At 39.5% G+C, this 20,196-nt stretch carries 11 protein-coding genes; 5 read left to right on the top strand and 6 right to left on the bottom strand.

The window, feature by feature from the left end; genetic code table 11:
• Window positions 1-26: 26 nt before the first annotated feature.
• The 3 genes from AB3G73_RS17245 to AB3G73_RS17235 are packed head-to-tail and all read right to left on the bottom strand — an operon-like array spanning window position 27 to window position 3,795.
• A complete protein-coding gene (locus AB3G73_RS17245) occupies window positions 27-1,160 on the bottom strand; it encodes a FecR family protein (protein WP_148367704.1) in 1,134 nt (377 codons plus the stop codon).
• A 32-nt stretch (window positions 1,161-1,192) separates the two neighbouring features.
• Window positions 1,193-1,702 (bottom strand): sigma-70 family RNA polymerase sigma factor, encoded by a 510-nt coding sequence (locus tag AB3G73_RS17240; RefSeq protein WP_148367703.1) that lies wholly within the window; start codon window positions 1,700-1,702, stop codon window positions 1,193-1,195.
• Between the two features lie 44 nt (window positions 1,703-1,746).
• A complete protein-coding gene (locus AB3G73_RS17235) occupies window positions 1,747-3,795 on the bottom strand; it encodes a helix-hairpin-helix domain-containing protein (protein WP_298044000.1) in 2,049 nt (682 codons plus the stop codon).
• 145 nt (window positions 3,796-3,940) lie between these two features.
• On the opposite strand from AB3G73_RS17235, the gene AB3G73_RS17230 reads away from it, so the two are divergent.
• Window positions 3,941-4,519 (top strand): DUF4294 domain-containing protein, encoded by a 579-nt coding sequence (locus AB3G73_RS17230; RefSeq protein WP_148367701.1) that lies wholly within the window; start codon window positions 3,941-3,943, stop codon window positions 4,517-4,519.
• Between the two features lie 33 nt (window positions 4,520-4,552).
• Here AB3G73_RS17230 and AB3G73_RS17225 read toward each other — a convergent pair whose 3' ends face one another.
• Together AB3G73_RS17225 and AB3G73_RS17220 are read right to left on the bottom strand one after the other, a co-directional pair.
• Window positions 4,553-5,467, bottom strand: coding sequence for a DUF4380 domain-containing protein (locus tag AB3G73_RS17225; RefSeq protein WP_298044001.1), 915 nt, complete (start codon window positions 5,465-5,467; stop codon window positions 4,553-4,555).
• The gene (locus AB3G73_RS17220; protein ID WP_298044002.1) at window positions 5,467-7,746 is read right to left on the bottom strand and encodes a GH92 family glycosyl hydrolase; all 2,280 of its coding nucleotides are present in this window, start codon (window positions 7,744-7,746) and stop codon (window positions 5,467-5,469) included. The genes AB3G73_RS17225 and AB3G73_RS17220 overlap by 1 nt, the downstream gene beginning before the upstream one ends.
• A gap of 413 nt (window positions 7,747-8,159) precedes the next feature.
• Between AB3G73_RS17220 and AB3G73_RS17215 the strand changes: the two genes are divergently transcribed.
• The 4 genes from AB3G73_RS17215 to AB3G73_RS17200 are packed head-to-tail and all read left to right on the top strand — an operon-like array spanning window position 8,160 to window position 16,262.
• Window positions 8,160-11,222 carry a TonB-dependent receptor gene (locus tag AB3G73_RS17215; RefSeq protein ID WP_195648688.1) on the top strand — a complete coding sequence of 1,021 codons (3,063 nt, stop codon included), beginning with the start codon at window positions 8,160-8,162 and terminating at the stop codon, window positions 11,220-11,222.
• A gap of 18 nt (window positions 11,223-11,240) precedes the next feature.
• Window positions 11,241-12,851 (top strand): RagB/SusD family nutrient uptake outer membrane protein, encoded by a 1,611-nt coding sequence (locus AB3G73_RS17210; RefSeq protein ID WP_148367697.1) that lies wholly within the window; start codon window positions 11,241-11,243, stop codon window positions 12,849-12,851.
• Between the two features lie 2 nt (window positions 12,852-12,853).
• On the top strand, window positions 12,854-14,620 hold the full coding sequence (locus AB3G73_RS17205) for a hypothetical protein (RefSeq protein ID WP_298044003.1): 1,767 nt from the start codon (window positions 12,854-12,856) through the stop codon (window positions 14,618-14,620).
• 4 nt (window positions 14,621-14,624) lie between these two features.
• Complete coding sequence (locus AB3G73_RS17200; RefSeq protein ID WP_259021798.1) at window positions 14,625-16,262, top strand: glycoside hydrolase; 1,638 nt, start codon at window positions 14,625-14,627, stop codon at window positions 16,260-16,262.
• 669 nt (window positions 16,263-16,931) lie between these two features.
• On the opposite strand, the gene AB3G73_RS17195 is transcribed toward AB3G73_RS17200, so the two are convergent.
• On the bottom strand, window positions 16,932-20,174 hold the full coding sequence (locus AB3G73_RS17195; protein WP_367745269.1) for a glycoside hydrolase family 2 TIM barrel-domain containing protein: 3,243 nt from the start codon (window positions 20,172-20,174) through the stop codon (window positions 16,932-16,934).
• Window positions 20,175-20,196 lie beyond the last annotated feature (22 nt).

Below are 20,196 nucleotides of genomic sequence, written 5' to 3'. Positions count from 1 at the left end.
CAGATTTATGACGTTTTGCTCGTTTTTTATTCAATAATAAGTTTTCCTGTTTCAAAATAGGCATGAACTCTCTCCATTCGATTCAATAATTCAATCAAATTAAAAATGTCTTGATGACGATTTGCAAAGAAATGCATACGGAGATCCATAATTTTACTGTTGCGGAATTCTATATCTATATTGTACCAACGCCCTATCTCTTTCATCATGTCAGCCAGAGGGATATCATCAAAATAGAAAAATCCTTCCTTCCAATACAAAAATGATTCTATATTAACTTCACTCAAAGCAAATGTTCCGTCAGTAGAAAGTTGTGCACTTTGTCCCGGCTCCATTTCAACGTTATGAGTTCCGCAGGTATCGCTGACAGCTACTTTTCCTGTAATTAATGTGATACGGACATCGGCAGGAGAGTATCCACGTACATTAAACTCTGTTCCTAAGACACGAACCTGCACATTTCCGGTTTTTACAATAAAAGGATGTTCGACATCTTTACTTACTTTAAAATAAGCTTCCCCTTCCAACGAAACGATCCTCTCTTTTCCCTTAAAAACGGTAGGATAAACCAACCGGCTGTCCGAATTCAAAAAGACTTCAGTTCCTTCGGATAAAACAACTTTGAATGTTTCTCCCCTGGGAATACTTAATCTATGTATTTGTACTTTCTGTTTTCCGACCTCTTTATTTTCTGTCTGAATAGTACGATGATAGTCAATTTTTTGATCTTTCAAAGGTCTTATTTCCTTTTCGTCATCAATTTGCAAAGTAGCTTGTGCGATGGCATGGTTTGCTTCAAAAATTTTAATACTTTCCAGTTTTGGTTCCGGTGAAATCATCATTGTACGTAAAATCAGGATTACAATGACAGTTGCCGCTACTCCTGCAATAGCAGTCCACAGAATACGCGTATTCTTCTTTTTGTTATTATTCAAACGTTTATTATGAAAGTCTACCAATTCTTTCTGAACATTAATTGCCAGTGTATTTTGCTTTTGCCGCATCTCCATCACAACCTCTGCAATATCAACACATGCCTGGAAACATTCTTCATCTTTCTCCAAGCCATGTAATTGGTCAGAAGTTATATGGGAAACATTCTCCATAATTTTCAAAGCTTCTTCTTCCGACTTATTTATATTTATATTCTTCTCATCCATAAATAATTCATTCAATATATAATATTTACGTTTTAAAGTCCATCCCGGTTACCTTTCCGGCCTAATTCTTCACGAAGAATACGCAAAGCCTTCACTATATTCTTATGGATAGCCGCAACACTCACATTTAATTCTTCAGCTACCTCCTTGTACTTTTTATTATGAATATAACAAGCTTCCAGAATATGGCAGTTGTAAGGAGTCAACTTTTCCATCGCCTTGCGTATCTGAGAAATACGTGTATCTGTCTGCTGCGAACCAGACTCTATGATTTTATTGGTTAATCGTGAAGCAAATTCCACATATTCTTCATGAATATTTTGTTTACGGAGATAGTCGATACAACGCGTGCGGATAATTGTATAAAGATAAGTTTTTGCCGTAGCTTCTTCTATTTTATCATAATTACGCCACAAATATTCAAAAGCATCACTTACAATATCTTTGCATACTTCAACATCGCTTATAAAATAGTATGCAAAATACACGAATTGTGCATACCATTCATTAAACATTCTGTCAAAAGTAGTCCGGTCTTTCATTCAATATCGTATTCTTCTGTTATTTTTTGGCAGACAAATATACATTAAAACTTGATACGCAGTTGCATTTGTACATCTGCTTTTTTATTTCCACAGATCAAATCATTGCCGGAACCGATTTCGTTACGGTCGAAATAGACAGTTTCACCGAACTTGGTTATCAACAGGAAATGTTTGTTCAGTTCATATCTTAAACGAACGGCACATCGGAAGCCACGCCCTTGAAATGACGGAGTGTAAAACGTATAAAGCAGTCCGCTTTCCGAAACATATACACGCGAATCATAATCATCTGTAAAAAAATAACTGCCTTGAACGTCAGCAAACAGCCTGGCCCAAGGCAGTTGGGAGGATATCATTTGTGTAACCTGATATCCTTTATTAGCAGCTCTGTCCTGAGAATGAAAATGATTATAATCTAAAGTTGTACGACTGCTTAACACATCTCCCAAAGAATAGTTCAAACGATAGCGAAGCTGATGATGAAAAATAGGAAGCGTTAGCGTTCCTTTACTACCTGTCCAATCACGTTCTTTTTGTTTATAGCGATACTTTAGATACATGGATAGATTACTAAGTGGAGTGAAAGTAGCTTGAACCAGACCATCTGTTCCACGGGAGGGTTTATTTATTCTGTATTTTTTCCATGGGAAGGAAAACAAATCGAATGATGCAAAGAACTTCCAATAGGCAAAAGGAGAAGTCTCCAATCCGATATAATATCCCTGTTCGTTTTGAGTCGTACTTCCCTCACCGAATGAATGGGTGAACATAGCCCAATAATTATAGGAATAGAACCGATGTATCAACATGATTTGGGTGTTTTGAACCGGTGAATACTGCAAACGGTTCAAAGAGGCCCAACCTTGTTTTCCTATCGCTGTCTCTCCCTGAAAAGAGAAACGATGCCAACGATAAGCATACTCTATTCCTAAATTGTAGAAGTTATTGCCGTGGAGATTGTATTTGGAATAGCCTGTTAATTCCGGTTCATAAGATCGGTTGAAAAGGTAGTAAATAGCGGTGATACCCAGTCTGATACGGTTGTGTTGATAACTCACATTTCCACCTGTTAATTGCATAGTGAACAGATGCTTTTTATCTGCTTCTTTCCGGCTCCGGTGTAATCCGGTTTTATAGATAGAGGTAATTTCTCCATCTGTTATCACGCCATCCAATGAACGATGCGAATAAAAACCGGAAATGTCCCAATCCTTAGATAAAGCAACTGTGGCAGCCACTCCTCTGAAATAATTGTATTCATCACTGGAAGAGTGTTTCTTTATCCTGCTGCTACGATTGTTGAAAGAAGAGGCATAGACTGTTTTTCCCATCAGATAATCAGTGCTAATCACCAATCCTTGTCCAAAACTAAGCCGATAGTTACCAACAGCTAATGCTTTTAATCGCCCACAATCTTTTAATAACAGATAAAAGGAATAATAATCGTAGCCATAGCGATTGTGTAAAGCTCCCAAAGGTTCTCCGGCATCTTTTTCTACAACGACTCCTGCATAGAGTCGGTCACTATATCGAAAACTGTATTTCACAGAGTTATAAACAGAAGGTCCTAAATAAGTATGTTCATAACCTTTTCGTTTATAAAGTGGTATATCAAAGCGAGTTAACAGTTCATTTTTTCCATACTTCGCTGCGCTTTTCAACATAGTTTTCCACCGAAAAGAAGATTCATTGTTAATAGCTTTTATACAGACGAATGGTAGTAAATACTGAATTGTCTGCTTATCCATATCTTCCACTAGTTGAAGTTCATAGATAGTTTTCATCTGTCCGTGTATATAGATGTAAGCCAGCAGATGTTCAATCTGAATATCACTAAGGAAAGGAAACTGTTCGAGTTGTTCACGGGTAGCAACATTCAAATTAATAGGTTCTTGCAGACGATTGGAAAGTTCTTCCAATTCATTCTCCCAATTCAAGGTATTAACAGAGTTATTAATATCGTTATTAACAGATAAATCTTCAAGAACATCCTCTAAAAGACTTTCAGAAGGGTTTTGAGCACTACAAGCAGGAATTATGAACAGGCTGTTTATAATACTTATCAACCGGATTAGTTGAGTAGTTTTCATCAATAAAATGTGTATTATCTTCTCGCTTTTTTACATACAAGGGGGCAAAGATACTTTAAATAGGTTAACGTCTGAAAGATATGTCTGAATAATAAAATTTTAATTCTATTTTTGTATCGTGAAAAGAAGGCTTAACATAGTAGTAATGACACTGTTTGCCACTGTTTGCTGCTCACTACATTTGCAGGCACAGGAAAAACAAAGCATCAATGGATATTTGGTTCCGATGTGTATCTACAATGGAGATACAATCCCAAGTATCCAGCTACCGACTGTGTATATCTTCAAACCACTTAAGTTCAAAAATGAAAAGGAACGTCAGGAGTACTATCGATTGATTCGGAACGTGAAAAAGGTATATCCTATTTCCAAAGAAATTAATCAGGCTATCATCGAAACTTATGAATATCTTCAGACTCTACCCAATGAGAAAGCCCGCCAAAAACATATCAAACGGGTTGAAAAAGGATTGAAAGATCAATATACTGCCCGAATGAAGAAACTCTCTTTTGCACAGGGAAAATTGTTGATAAAGCTTGTGGACCGTCAAAGTAATCAGACTAGTTATGAACTGGTAAAAGCGTTTATGGGACCTTTCAAGGCAGGGTTCTATCAAGCATTTGCCGCACTATTCGGGGCCAGTTTAAAGAAAGAATATGATCCGCAAGGTGAGGACAAACTAACGGAACGCGTGGTATTGATGGTGGAGAACGGACAAATCTGATACCACAAGTCTTTACCGGTGCAAAAGCAAGCTTTATCTACGTTTTTTTTGTTTATCTATATATCTTTTCAATTTGCTGGTCCAATCAGATACTCTCCCGTCGGACACATCTTTCAAAAACCATTTTTGTTGATATACCAAAGACTCTCCGGGTGACAGTTCTGTATATCTTCCGTGATTTTCAAGTTCCAGATACCGCCCCTTCTGTGCTACGAAAATCTCTGCTTCACCTTGTCCGGGAGGAACTTCACCGGGTCCAATGTCCGGGAAACATTTTATAAACAGAAGCTCCTTATAATAATGAGCGATCCAACCTTCATAAGCAGTCGAGTATAATTTCTGACCTCTCTCATTGGTACCATCCGGACATGGAACCCACATTATACCCTTATCCTCATATGCTCCCGTGACATCAGACTTATTCATCTGATCTGCCTCTCCTACAGGGAAAAAGCTCAAACCTCCATGCACTCTCACCACATCCCAGGGGGCAAATCTCTTTAGCTGGCAAGATACATTCCGAACAGAATAATTAATCAATATAGATGAATCTCTTTCTGATACAGAAAACTCCTTAATGATAGAGATACCGCTTAAAGAATCCGGCGAACTCACCAGTCGAAGAATTTGTCCGTCTATCTCTGCCTTATAAGGAAGCTCATCGACACACCGATATTGTGGCCAATAGTTTGACTGTGGAGATAACCAGAACGTTGCTCCGTAATACTTACTATGTACCAAATCAGAAGTCAGCAGTTCCTTATCTCTGCATTTAAAAGAAATAATCCGTCCCCCCTTTTTTGCCGATACGCTGAAAGAGAGGTCAGCAAAAGACAAAACATACACATCATTTTGCTTATTTATCCGGCTTTTTTGGGGCAAAGAAGACTTGCAACCAAAACACAAGCAAGATATAAACAGATATAACAGGAGCTTCAGACTTCTCATTATTCACTTAGAATTTCGGATAAAGACGGAGGTAAAACCGAATCCCCAAAGTTACCCGGAACCGAACCCATCGTAAATTCCAAGATTCCTCCATCCACTATATCGGTATGTGTAATAAAAAGCTTATTATAAACCTCACCATTAAGTTTCACCGATTGCACATATATGTTCTCATCATTCCACCCTGCTGTTTTCACTTTAAAGAGCTTGTTTCCAATGGTAATTTCAACATTTTCTACCATCGGTTTACCCAGAATATATATTCCTTCCGCGGGATTCACAGGATAGAATCCCATCGCGCTGAAGACATACCAAGCCGACATTTGCCCGCAATCCTCATTACCACATAATCCGTCCGGCCGATCAGTATACAAAGTAGACATGATTTCATGCAACCGTTGTTGAGCTTTATGAGGCTGGCCCGCATAATTATAAAGATAAGCTACATGATGGCTAGGCTCATTGCCATGTGCATACTGGCCGATAAGTCCGGTTATATCTATCGGCACATCATGGCCTGACATACCCATAGGCATGGAAAATAAGGTATCGAGAGCATTGACAAATTCCTCACTGCCCCCATATAGATTTATCAACCCTTGCACATCGTGAGGAACAAAGAAAGAGTATTGCCATGAATTTCCTTCCACCCAATCACATTCCCCATAAGATGAAAAGAAAGGATCAAACGGACGGCGGAAACTGCCTTTGCTCGAAAAACCGTTCATTAGTTTATATTCTTTGTCAAAATATGTTTTATAACCGGAAGACCGGCTTATAAAATAGTTATAATCATCCATCTTACCCAAGTCCTTGGCCATTTGAGCTATACACCAATCGTCATAGCAATATTCCAAAGCCGCAGAAACCGATTTATTGTAAATGTCATAAGGAATATAACCGTATTGTTTCAGCTCTTTCACACCAAAGTTATCCTGCATAGCCGATGTCCTCATGGCTTGATACGCCTTTTCCACATCATAATTTCTTATACCTTTGAAGTATGCGTCTACAATAACCGGAATGGCATGATAGCCAATCATACAATTTGTTTCACTCGACCATAATGGCCACACCGGCAGTAATCCATACTGATCATACTGCGCAAGCATAGATTGTACCAGATCGTTCGTTTTATCTGGAGCAATCAACGTTAATAACGGATTCTCAGCACGAAAAGTATCCCACAGCGACAACACTGTATAGTTATTGAACCCTTCGGCTGTATGTATCTGTTTATCAAGGCCCAAGTACTCTTTATTCACATCATTATACAAATAAGGGGCCAATAAAGAATGGTACAGCGCTGTGTAAAAAATTATTTTATTCTTATCAGAAGCTTCTACCTTAATCTTTGATAATTCTTTTTCCCATATCGACTGTGTCTCGCTAAGCGTTTTGTTAAAATCCCAATGCGGTATCTCTTCCGAAAGATTTTGAAGTGCATTTTCTGCACTTATAGCAGATATTCCCACTTTTACTAACACCATCTCATTAGAGGAAGTTTCAAAATTAAGAATAGCTTTTATATTTTTGCCGGAAGCTTGTTTTTCCTGAATAAACAGATCATCCACAGCAACAGACAAGTCAAATGCCTTAGATACTTTCAAAGCAAAAAACAATTGTTGTTCACTCCAGTATTTTTCTCCGGGCTCACCCCAGCCTTTTGTCCTCCTTTCACCTATTATTGTACAACTGTCTATCCTATTCATGGAAGTAAAAAGAACAGAATCAGTTGCGAAATGATGAGATAAATCCAATATAATATAAGAAGATTTACTTTCAGGAAAGGTATAACGATGAAAACCGCATCGAGGAGATACGGTCAATTCAGCCATAATATCATAATCTTTCAACCTTACTTTATAATATCCCGGAGATGCAGACTCCTCATCATGTGAAAAACGGGAGCGATATCCTTCATCCGGTTTATCTTTCGATCCCGGATTCAATTTCAAATTTCCCGTCGCAGGCATCAACATCACATCCATCAGATCGGAACGTCCTGTACCCGAAAGATGCGTATGAGAAAAACCAATGATGGAACTATCGGAATAATGATAGCCGGAACACCAATCCCATCCTTCAAGTCCTGTGTCAGGACTTAATTGTACCATTCCGAAAGGGTATGCTGCCCCCGGAAACGTATGTCCATGTCCACCTGTACCTATTAATGGGTCGACAAAGTCCAACAAACTATCTGCACTGATAGTACTATTTTCGTATCTGCACCCGGACAGGGCACATAACGCCATGATGGTCCATATTATTTTTCTCATCTTTTTCTTTAGATTTTTATGAAGCAAATTTATCCCAAAATCTCCATATATATGTCTACAAAAAGCTAAGAAAGAAGAGAAAAAGGAAAAACAAAACGCGAACAAAACATAAACAAAGTACGATAATGACCACGCACATAAGCGATTGCTCCCAACCTTACCTCTATTTGATTTATAGCATCCCCAAAAAGAAACAAATTTCCGGTACAGTCATCCAATAATAGAATATATTTGTCTTGAACAAAGACGAGAGAAACCCTCTATTATCCGCCAAACCCTTGGCCAAAGCACTTTTGTTTGTATTTTGTTCATGTTTTGTTTTTACTTTATTGCTTTTTTCATTCGGTCACATTGATCTAAATGCAATACTTTTACAGCAAAATTCGTTTTGTATAACTTTAAAATTTAAAACAATGAAAAAGTACTTAAAAATTAAGCTTCTGATATTGATATTCCTGACGGGAATACAATATACGAACGCACAGGGTACAGCAGTCGTCAATGGAGCTGTTATTTCCGATCAGAATGATCCTCTGATAGGTGTTACAGTGACCGAGACGGGAACTACAAACGGGGTAATAACCGATATAGATGGTAAATTCTCGATTAAGCTGAAAAATGCTACCGGGAAACTGACTTTCAGCTATGTAGGATACATTACACAAACAATCGCTGTAAACAACCAAAGTAAAAATCTGAAAGTTGTATTAACAGAAGACTCTAAGCAGCTGGAAGAAGTCATCGTCGTAGGTTATGGTGTACAAAAGAAAGCGAATGTATCCGGATCTATTACATCTTTGGGCACACGAGACCTACATACGATGGCCACCAATGATGCCTCTCAAGCCCTACAAGGAAAAGCACCCGTCTATGTATCAAGGAAAAGCGGATTACCCGGTGAGGGTTCCTCTGTATATATGCGCGGTGTAGGAACACTAAATAATGCCGCTCCACTCTGGATTATCGATGGAGTGCCTGGAATGCCACTGGATAATTTTAATGAAGTGGAGTCTATCCAATTATTAAAAGATGCCGCATCCGCCGCCATCTATGGAATTGAAGCAGCCAATGGAGTCGTATTGGTGACAACCAAGAAAGGTGCTAAAGGAAGAATAGCCGTGAACTACAACGGATACGTAAAGATAAACCATGCCCTCGGACTTCCTGAAATGCTGGGAACCCAAGGTTACATTGATATGTACAAGGCCAGATGGATGTCCAACAATCCGGATAAGGGCGAACCTACAACTAATGATATTAAATCGTTCTATTTCCTGACTCCAAATGAAGTATCGCAATTACCTAATACTGATTGGGTAGACGTTATGTTTGGCACCGGAATAGAACATTCTCATAGCATTGACATCTCCGGAGCTTCCGATAGATCATCTTATTTCCTTTCTGCCATGTACGAGAATGACGAGGGTACCTATGTGAATACAAACTACGAGAAATGGGCCATTAAAACCCGATTCGAACAAACTCCATTGAAATGGCTAAAATTCAGTCAGACAGTAAATTTCAGTCACTCAAAAAGAAAACATAATGCATTGAACTGGCAACACGTCCTTCGCGCTAATCCAGCCATGAATGTATACGATGACACCAACCCGATGGGTACAGGATATGGATACTTCACTGATGAATTTGCAGGAACAATCGACTGGCAGGGAGGAAACCCATTGGAAAGCGCTGACTTGAAAGATCATTGGGAGAAATGGAACGTTGCATGGGGAAATTTGCAAGTAATCATCACCCCGATAAAAGGACTGGTATGGACTACCAACCTGACAGGAACTCTTAGCAATCATGCGACTTCAAGCTTCTTATATAATACATTTGGAGGCATATCAACCAACTCTATCGACTTTGTGGAAGGAAAAAACATCCAAGGACACCAATTGGATTATTCTCACAATCAAAGTACTTCCTACTTGTTGAATACATACGTAAACTATAATAAATTGATTGGTAAACACGATCTTGGAGCAATGGTCGGTTTCGAAGTAAGAGAATCACGTAATGATGACGCATCAGGATATGCTGAATGGGGTATACCGGCTCAAGACTTAAGAAGTACTGCTCTTACCGATCACAGAGACGGTACCAACTCTTGGGCTACAGGAAGTAGCTACTCCATATTCGGACGTGTTACCTATGCTTATGACAACCGCTATCTGCTAACAGCGAACTTTAGAAATGATGCCACTGATATATTTGCTCCGGGCAAAAGAAGCGCTTTCTTCCCATCTGTGTCTGTTGGTTGGAACATAGCCAATGAGAAGTTCTTTAAAGTAGAAAAGATTAATGACTTGAAACTAAGGTTTGGTATCGGAGAAATTGGCAACAACAGTATAGACAAAAACTGGTGGAGACAAGAATATAAATTACAAACGAATGGTACTTGGTTGGCCCAGAAAACTCCGAATAAAGACGTAACATGGGAAAAAACAAGAATAACTAACATCGGAATAGATCTTGGAGCATGGAATAATGCTTTTACAGCCACTATCGACCTATACAACAAGAAAACACGCGATGCATTGATTGAACAAAAAATGCCTTCACATATCGGTGTTGGTAGTAGTACTTATAAGTTGAACAAAGGAGAAATCAGCAACAAAGGTATTGAAGTGGCTTTGTCATACAGAGGATCAATCAATCATTTCAACTACCTCGTAAGTGGAAATATCTCGTACAACAAAAATAAAGTACTAAACATCGGTAATGCCAGCTATTTGTCCGGAGGAAGCTTCAATCGCACACTCGTAGACGGACCGGTAGCAGCATTTTGGGGATACGTAGCAGACGGATTGTATCAAACACAGGCAGAAATAGATGCCTTGAATGCGATATCAATGGAAAAATGGGGCGTAGCATACGATGCAGGAAATATAGGCCCGGGAGATATTAAATTTAAAGACCTGAATGGAGACGGACGTATCAATGATGAAGACATGACTTCAATAGGTAACCCTTGGCCAACATATGTATATGGATTCAATGTGAACTTGGAATACAAAGGTTTTGAGTTCAACATGAACTGGCAGGGGGTAGCTGACAGAGATATATACAACAATACCAAACAATGTCTTGAAAATATGAATGCTGACTGGAACTCAACTCCGGATGTGTGGAATGCATGGACACCCAACAATACCCAAACCAGCCAACCTCGTCTGGGTAATGCTACCCACAACTATCAATTGCCTAACTCATATATGGTTGAGGATGGTTCATACTTGAGATTAAAAAACATTCAGCTAGGATATAACTTTAAGAAATCGGTAGTATCTAAAATGAAATTATCAAAACTGAAAATTTATGTAGGAGTAGAAAATGCACTGACATTCACTAAATTCAAAGGATTTGATCCTGAATTTATAGGTAATAACAATGCCGAACAGGGAGTATATAGCTTAACTCAATATCCTCAGTCCCGTTCTATTTCATTTGGTCTTAATGTTGGTTTTTAATCAGATAAAAATATAAATATGAAAATTAAATATATGTTCATAGCAGGATGTCTGCTTCTGACATCAGCATGCAGTGATTTTCTGGATCATCCTCTAACAACGTCTGTATCAGACGATAATATTGGAGAAATCATACAAAAAAACCCCGCAAAGTTAGGCGAATTTTTGGGAAGCGCTTACAGGTCTCTAGGTTCTATCATGCTTTATGGAAGACAGACGGAATATATGTCAACCATGTCGCACGAAATGGATATTGATTGGCTGGGCGAAGAACAACGTAATCAATGGGCCATCAATGGGCTCACTTCCAGCAACAAGAATGTAGAAGAGGCCTACATAAAATACTATAAAGCCTTGGCTTCTGCCAATCTCATGCTAGACTTGATCGACCATGTAGACTTGGAAGCGCTGGATGAAGAGAAAAAAACAATGGTAATGAACTTCCAGGGTGAAAGTTTATTTTTAAGAGCATTCATACATTTCGATCTATTACGCCTGTTCGGAGAACAAGGACCTTCTTTCGGGGGAATGTATCCAAACAACAAGGATGCGAAAGGAATCATTCTGATGGAAGGTATTGCAGACGCTAGTAATGCAATTACAGCCAGATCAACTATTGAAGAATGTTATCAATTGATAATCAAGGATCTGAAAAAAGCCGAAACCTGCATTGGAGACAACCAGATCCCGGTCAATACTGCAGTACCCGGTCCCGGCTATACAGACACTGATTATACAAAAGACCAGGGATGGGCCCAAAAACCGGCTGTACATGCATTACTCGGAAAAGTGTATCTGTATATGAGCGACTATGCCAATGCCAAGACAGAATTTGAGAAAGTGATAGGCGACAGCCGCTTCAAATTGGACAAACCGGTCAACTTTACAGATTACATTCAGCATACGGACAACAATCCCGAATGTATCTTCTCCCTGCAATATTACCTCTCGTCAGGAAGTGCCTATGATGATGCCCCCCAACATCACCTGGTTCGTATCTTCGGAGGAGCTCCGGGTGCCTGGAACAACTTTTTCGTCGATCAACGTACTGCTGCACGATTCGGAGACGATCCACGTCTGTATGAAGCTACATTATACGATTATACATGGCAAGCTTGGAGTACAGCCACTACCGGCATTACATTTATAAAGGCGGATACGGATGTGCCCGATTACAGATATTACGCACGTAAGTATACCGACTTCTATAACGTGTCTTCACCTGTATTCTCAACCAAGAATGTAGATATCATCCGCTTGGCGGATATTTATCTGATGTATGCCGAAGTAATGCTCAAACTGAACTCTGTAGATGTGGCCACCGAATATGTGAACAAAGTCCGTCGCCGGGCATGGGGAGAAAGTAACTACGACGTACCCGGTACAAAAGGAGAAGATTTTTCGACTGTCACCATGGAAATCCTTCAGGAAGAACGTTACAAAGAGCTATTCTTTGAAAATATCCGTTGGTATGATATTTGCCGTTGGGGAATATTGGAACAGGAATTGGCCAAATATCCTTCAACAAAGGCAGGAACTGTACATTACGATCCACAAGACTATTATCTTCCGATACCTGAAAGTGAATTGAGAACGAATCCATTAATGAAACAAAGTAAAGGATATTAAGTATGAAAAAGCTGTTGATTTTACTGGCATTTGCTTTTCTGTTTCTCTCTCTCACCTCTGCGTCTTCTTTTGACGAGCGGAAAAAATATCTCCTTGATTATTACTCCAAAGCCCGTCCAAACGACCAATATTGGGGAGATAACGACATCAAGACAGCAATGGGATTTGTTTTAGCTCGCCTGGAAACAAAGAAAGATGTCAAGTATGCTCTGGATATGCTGAACCGGATGCAGGAAGATGCACCCTTCGACATGTTCGATTGTCATCAGAATATCGACGCGTATCTACGCTTTCAGTCTGTATACCCGAAAGAGCTGAAAGAGAAGGTACGGAAACGTATGACAAGCGAGGATTATTTGGCAGATGGAAGTACCGAAAATCATAGACTGATGTTTAAAACAGCTGGATATCTTACCGCACTGGCTTTCCCCGACTGGGGGAAAGCCGACACGGTAATGGCACATTGCCGTTCAGTACTTATGGATGTAATGGATAAGACGGTACGTTATGGTATCAAAGAGTTTGATTCTCCTACGTACGGCACATTCTATATCACTTGCCTTCTTTCTTTGTATGACCACAGCAAGGATGCTGAATTTAAGAAACAGGTACAAATGACTCTTGAATGGCATTTACTCAACATGGCACCCGAATGGTTGAATGGTTATTTCATATCTTCCTCTCTACGGGAATATTATTTTGCTTGTTCTCCTCATATGATGAGTCCTTATCCACTTTTAGGCTGGTTGTTTTTTGGTGGCGGTCCCAATCCGGTATTAGAGCAAAAGTATGAAAACGGAGAGTTGATTGTGAACAATGAAGGCTTTTACTCTGTACTGGCGGCCGTTTCTTCCTATCGTGTACCAGAGATTATACAGCATATAGCATCGGATAGAAAAAATGCATACGTACATAAAGAATCGCATGATATGACTCCATTTGCACAACTCAACTATCCATGGGGATTCAAGAAATATACATATATCAACAAAACGTATGGATTAGCCAGTCAATGGGATGGAATCAGTCTGGGATGGAGCGCGCAGATGCGCCGGTGGAAACTGGTATGGGAATCGGATGCACCCGCAAGTACTTTCTTCCTGACTCATATCAGTCATTATGGTAGATCAGCCGAAAGCCTTTTCGGAGCTACTTGTCGCGAACAAGTATTACAACATAACGGCACGTTGCTGGCCATGTATAAAATAGAATCGGAAGAACCCCATCCGTATGTGACAGGAGTAGTGCCTATTGATGCAATAAAACAAATGAAAGAGGACAAATCCGGCTGGATATTCTTTGACGGAGGAAGTGTTCTGTTTGCCGTAAAATTCTGTCATCCATACACATGGGACGAAGACCGGATGTTCCGCGGGGTAAAACATAAGATGTTACGCTGTGACCAACGTGGCACTGCCGCAGTCATAGAAACCTGTTTGCCGGATAAATATCAGCCTACAGGAACGCAAACAGCTTTGGACCTGTTTGCAGAAGATATACTGAAAACAACGAAACTGGAATACATCGTTACCAATCCGGAATACCGACAGACCATTTATCACTCACTTAGCGGTGATACACTAAAAATTATCTACAACTACGGACGTTTCGTCAACGGAGAAAAGGTGGATTATGAAAATTGGCCTTTGTATTCAAACCCATGGATGGAACAAGCGGTGAACGGACGTTTCCTGAATATTTCGCATGGAAAAGAATCACGCGTGTATGACTTCAGAAATTGGAACGTGACAGATAGTAAAGAGGATTAATAATATGACGAAATCTATCTTATTCAGCTTGACACTGGTATTCATCACAATCGCTTGTTTTGCACAAGACTATTATGGGAACAACCGTAAGCAGTGGCTACAAAAAGCAGAGCAATATAAACCGAAACTTATAATCACAGAGAAAAAGCCACTGAAAGTAGTAGATATTGTACCTGACGCACAATCGTTTCAGAAATACAAAGCAGTAGATGTCAGTCCTATCGACTCCTTGTACTCTATGCCTTTCAGACTGAAAAAAGAAATTACGATTGACTTCGGAGAGCATCTGACCGGATATTTCAGTTTCTCTGTAAGGAGTACCGGGCTTGCAGCCGACGGTCCGTTAAGGTTGAAATTGACCTTCGGGGAAGTTCCTTCGGAAGTGGCTGTCCCTTTTGATTCTTATAAAGAAGGCTTAAGCAGGGCATGGCTGCAGGACGAAGTTGTTTCTGTAATGTATGTGCCGCAAACAGTCAATCTTTCACGCAGGCTGGCTTTCCGCTATGTGAAAATAGAGTTGCTGGGCAGTTCCCCTTATTATGATTTCAACATACATGATATAAAATGTATGGCTCAAACTTCTGCCAGAAACATACCTGAAGAGCTTCCGCAGACAGTTGATCCCATGATAAGGAAAATAGATCGTGTCGGACTCAATACACTGAAAGAATGTATGCAAACCGTTTACGAGGATGGTCCGAAGAGAGATCAGCGTCTTTGGATCGGGGATTTATATCTGGAAGCTCTTGGCAACAATTATTCTTACAAGCAGCACGACCTTACAAAACGGTGTTTGTATTTATTGGCCGGATTGAGCGATCTGAACGGATATCTGTTGGCTACTGTAATTGAAAATCCTGTGCCAAGAGCCCAGGACAAACAGTTTCTTTATGAATATGCGCTATTATATAATGTAACATTGAAAGACTACCTGGAAGCAACAGGCGATATGGAAACTGTCAAAGACTTGTGGCCTGTGGCTAAAAAGCAGCTGGATATTGTCCGTACCAATGTCAAGACGGACGGATTGATGGATTTTGAGAAAGTAAAGAAAGACTGGTGGGTATTTTTCGATTGGAAAGAGGATTTGTATAAAGAGGTTCCCTTACAAGGAGTATCCATATTCGCACTAAAGGAATCCTACAAGCTGGCTCAACTGCTCGGAAAAGAAAAAGAAGTTGCCGACTTGCCTCAATTAACTGATAAAATGATAAAGGCTGCCCGCAAAAACTTATACAACCGGAAAACCGGCTTTTTCGTCGGAACAGGCGACAAGCAGATTTCCTATGCTTCACAAATATGGATGATCTTAAGCGGAGTTGCCAGTAAAGCTGAAGGCAAAAAAGCTTTATCAGCATTGACTACAACACAGGATGTTTGTTATCCCGGCACTCCTTATATGTATCATTATTATATTCAGTCGCTGATAGATTGTGGAATGAACCTCGAAGCAAAAGAGGCTTTAGTCAATTACTGGGGAGGAATGATTGCCAAAGGAGCCGATACATTTTGGGAAGCATACGATCCTACAAACGACTTTATTTCTCCATACGATTTTTATCCTATCAACAGCTATTGCCACGCTTGGAGCTGTACGCCTGTTTATTTTATCAGGAAATACCCTGAAATATTTCAGAAGTAAGGTGTTCAATACAAACGACTAAGAATACTTTTAATTCTGTATATCGCAAAAATTTGGAAACGCTCTTTTTATGTTGTATATTTGTAGAACAAGAATATAGATCATCAATCAAAAAAGGCGAATAAAGAATGGATTTAAAAACAAATAAATTGAAACAAATAAACTAAGTAATTATATAAAAATACAGTGGACAGAAATCCTGTCAATAGCTAAGGCTGCGAAATTCTATGAATTCCGCAGCCTTTTTTGTTACATAAATTCAATATAAATGCCGATAAAATCCTCCATATAGTTTTTAATAAACTCAAACAACGTTTCTAATAAACTCTTCAAAAATCTATTAGAAACGATAAAGCTGTTTATGCATAAACAATAAAGATATTTCAATAAAATAAATATCGTAAGAAACAAACAACCGTGTACTATATATATAAACGATAAATTTATGATACATACACACTATTCCATTTATTATACAAATACACTTTCAGGACCGTGTACAGTTGGCCATTTTCATCACTGAATTCTAAATGACCAATGCTACACCTTATTCTGACGAGCGGATTGAAAGTTCCTGAAAAAAGAAATCACCTTTGCTACGATATGCTGTAGCAAAGGTGATTCATTAGATCAAGACTTTTCGGACGACCCTTTTATAAATTTAAAAGCTTACTGGACAGCCTTTTGATTAAGAACCGGATAAATACAAAAGCTAAAAGACACAGGTTCTGCAAAAAGTACATATTGTTCGAGTGGGGGAGGTCCGCAACTCCTATTACCAATCGGATATGTTTTATAATCGATATTCCACGTGACGTTGTCAGTACGCTTTAATTGGCCCTCATCTATAGCTTCAGACAGGTTTTCAAGGGAGTAATGCATTACGCTGGATTCAATAAATGGCATACCTTCAACAATAAGTCCAATCCCCTCATTGTCGGTCAATGAAACCCATGAACAATGATATTTGTTTCCATTCTCTTGAGGATACGCATGATGCGTAAACTGTTCATCTACAGTTCCGGAGAATTTACCCAAACGAGCTCCCGAATGTCTGTCGTTATATGTGTCATACGGTCCGTAGCCATACCATGAAAAAGTATCATTGCCAGACTTTACAGTCATAGTATAGCCTATACGGGGGAAGCTGATTATATTGCCAAATGGCTTCAGATCAGTATCTATCTGTACTTTTCCGGAAGAATCAACAATATATTTAGTGATATATTCCACATACGACTTATTTCCCGTTTTTTGTGCAATAAATGTTGTTGCCACACTGACTGTACCATTCTTTTCTTCAGTCAGCTTAAACGATTTCAATTTATGTTGCAAACTATCCAGTCCGGCTTCTACCCATTGACGAGAAATTTCATTCTCTGTTTTAGGACGGTAACCGCCATCATTATGGGTCGGAGCCCGCCACAGATTGATTCGAGGACCTCTCTCCAAAAATTCCTTACTACCTACGATCCAACTTTGAATGAGCCCCGTTTTCTTGTTGAACACAATATTTATACGATCATTATAAATACCTATTTCATTCGCTTTCTTCTGTACAGTCAGCTTTCCGCCATTTCCTGTGTTTCCTTCCACCGTAGGATTTACCTTTCCTTCTTGCAAGGTGAATTGCTCCCATGCGATTTCAAATCCCTTAGGTGCCCAAATAGTACCCTTCTTTAAATAAGCACTGATTTCGAGTATGACTTCCCCTTTCTGTCCGGAATCAGGATATCCGGTATCTATTTTCACTCTGGCAGAAGTGCCCGGAAAAGCCTCAATATCGGTCAATTCGCCATTTTTTATCAATTCACCGTTTAGCATTAATTTCCATGAAAAATTAAATGCGGAAAGCGGCAGATAATTATATTCATTTTTGATAGTCAGTTCTCCGTTAGTATAATCAAAACGAATATGCTGATAGATCTTCTTACATTCATTAATAGCCGGCTTTATTTTCCGGTCTGCAAAAACAAGCCCATTAGTGCCGTTGAGGGAAGAGAAATATTCTTTGCCTGTTACATCGTCTTTTCTAATTACACTTTGATCCACCCAATCCCAGATATAGCCACCTATCAGGCGTGGATATTTTTTCACTGCATTCCAATATTCCTGATGATTACCCAATGCATTACCCTTAGCGTGAGCATATTCGCACATCAATACCGGACGTGTTTCACCTTCTTGAGTAGCAAGCTTTATAATCCCTTCTACAGACGGATACATGGTACTGACAACATCTACAGCCGGAGGTTCCGGAGGATTCACCGCCGGACGGTTGGTCTTCATAAAATCGATGCCATAACCATATTGCCTTGAACCTCCATTATGCATATAGGCCTCGAAATGTACAAGGCGGGTAGGATCGTAATCTTTGACCCACGAGGCTCGTGCGGCATTGTTTGCTCCAACACCCGATTCGTTCCCCAACGACCAGAAAATAATAGACGGATGGTTCTTATCTCTTTTTACCATTCCGGCAACACGTTCCATTTGAGCAAAAAGCCATAACTCATTATTTGAAAGTTCAGCATCTGCGCCACACGTTTCCACATTAGCTTCATCCATCACATAAATGCCATATTCATCGCATAAATCATAGAATGCCGGATCTGCAGGATAGTGGGAAGTTCTTACAGAGTTAAAACCGAACTGTTTCATTAAAGTCACATCCTGTACCATTCTTTCATAAGGAACGGTTTTTCCTTCCCAAGCGTCATGATCGTGCCTGTTTACTCCATAGATGTATTCACGTTTTCCATTCACGCACAGTTCATGGTTGTTCTTGAATTCAACTTTGCGAAAACCGATACGGGAACTTCTTGATTCTACTACGTTGCCTTTATTATCCTTTAATGTCAGGACTATGATATATAAGTTAGGCGTTTCGGATGACCATAATAAAGGAGCCTTTACATTTGTTTCCAGATATTTTGCCAATGAAAAATTCTGTTGATACTTTTCGGTCGTAATCGTCTTGACCGGCATTGACATATCTACTCCGAGAGCAGGATTACCTTCTTTAGTATATAATCTGGCTTCAAGCACCCAGTCCGAAACATCTACTGTTTTCTTGCTGGATATGACAGGGCGTATACGCAGTTTTGCGTCTTTATAATCCTTGTCCAAGTCTGTAATTACAGCAAAATCCTGTATAAAAACATCAGGGCGTGATTCAATATAAACATCCCGGGTGATGCCGTGGAAGCGCCAATGGTCCTGATCTTCAAGATAGGAACCATCACTCCATCTCAACACCTGAACTGCCAATTGATTCTTTCCTCTTTTCAGAAAAGGAGTCATGTCGAATACTGCAGGCAGAGTGCCGCCATCTTCATTATAACCGACTTTTTTCCCATTGACATATAAATAGAAAGCCCCTCTGACTCCGGCAAAATGAATCAATACATTCTGTCCCTCCCATGATGCAGGTACTTCAAACGTCTTCCGGTACAATGCTATATGATTATCTTTACGTGGTACAAACGGAGGATTGACAGGACGAAATTCATAGCCTTGTCCACAATAAACCTGATCACCATATCCTTTCATTTCCCAGGTAGACGGAACAGGTATATTGTCCCAGGAATCATCATTTGCCTCTACTTTCATAAAATCAGACGGAAGATTGTCCCAATCTGTAATAAACTTGAATTTCCATGTTCCATTCAATGACTGATACCGGGAGGACGAAGAGCGTTTTACTTGCAACGCTTCTGTTTCAGTAGGAAATGAAATAGATGTTGCACCATATGGTTCCCTGTTAATACTGTTGATTAAAGGGTTTTCAAATTCACTTTGCCCGAATCCTATGGGTGGCGTAGCATAGCTATCACTGCCATCAAAAGGTATTTGTGAAATCCCTTTAGCAGCCAGACATAATAGAAATATGATTATTAGTTGTTTTTTCATTTTCATTCTATCACTTTCAATA

Source organism: Bacteroides sp. L008, assembly GCF_040812255.1.
Classification (GTDB): Bacteria; Bacteroidota; Bacteroidia; order Bacteroidales; family Bacteroidaceae; genus Bacteroides; species Bacteroides vicugnae.
Note: the sequence above shows the minus strand (reverse complement) of the source record. Positions and strands in the feature narration are given on the sequence as shown.

Coding starts and splice junctions, on each gene's coding strand:
- AB3G73_RS17205 (WP_298044003.1), top strand. CDS start 12,854: ATGAAAAAGCTGTTGATTTTACTGGCATTTGCTTTTCTGTTTCTCTCT.
- AB3G73_RS17235 (WP_298044000.1), bottom strand. CDS start 3,795: ATGAAAACTACTCAACTAATCCGGTTGATAAGTATTATAAACAGCCTG.
- AB3G73_RS17200 (WP_259021798.1), top strand. CDS start 14,625: ATGACGAAATCTATCTTATTCAGCTTGACACTGGTATTCATCACAATC.
- AB3G73_RS17225 (WP_298044001.1), bottom strand. CDS start 5,467: ATGAGAAGTCTGAAGCTCCTGTTATATCTGTTTATATCTTGCTTGTGT.
- AB3G73_RS17195 (WP_367745269.1), bottom strand. CDS start 20,174: ATGAAAAAACAACTAATAATCATATTTCTATTATGTCTGGCTGCTAAA.
- AB3G73_RS17240 (WP_148367703.1), bottom strand. CDS start 1,702: ATGAAAGACCGGACTACTTTTGACAGAATGTTTAATGAATGGTATGCA.
- AB3G73_RS17245 (WP_148367704.1), bottom strand. CDS start 1,160: ATGGATGAGAAGAATATAAATATAAATAAGTCGGAAGAAGAAGCTTTG.
- AB3G73_RS17230 (WP_148367701.1), top strand. CDS start 3,941: ATGACACTGTTTGCCACTGTTTGCTGCTCACTACATTTGCAGGCACAG.
- AB3G73_RS17210 (WP_148367697.1), top strand. CDS start 11,241: ATGAAAATTAAATATATGTTCATAGCAGGATGTCTGCTTCTGACATCA.
- AB3G73_RS17220 (WP_298044002.1), bottom strand. CDS start 7,746: ATGAGAAAAATAATATGGACCATCATGGCGTTATGTGCCCTGTCCGGG.
- AB3G73_RS17215 (WP_195648688.1), top strand. CDS start 8,160: ATGAAAAAGTACTTAAAAATTAAGCTTCTGATATTGATATTCCTGACG.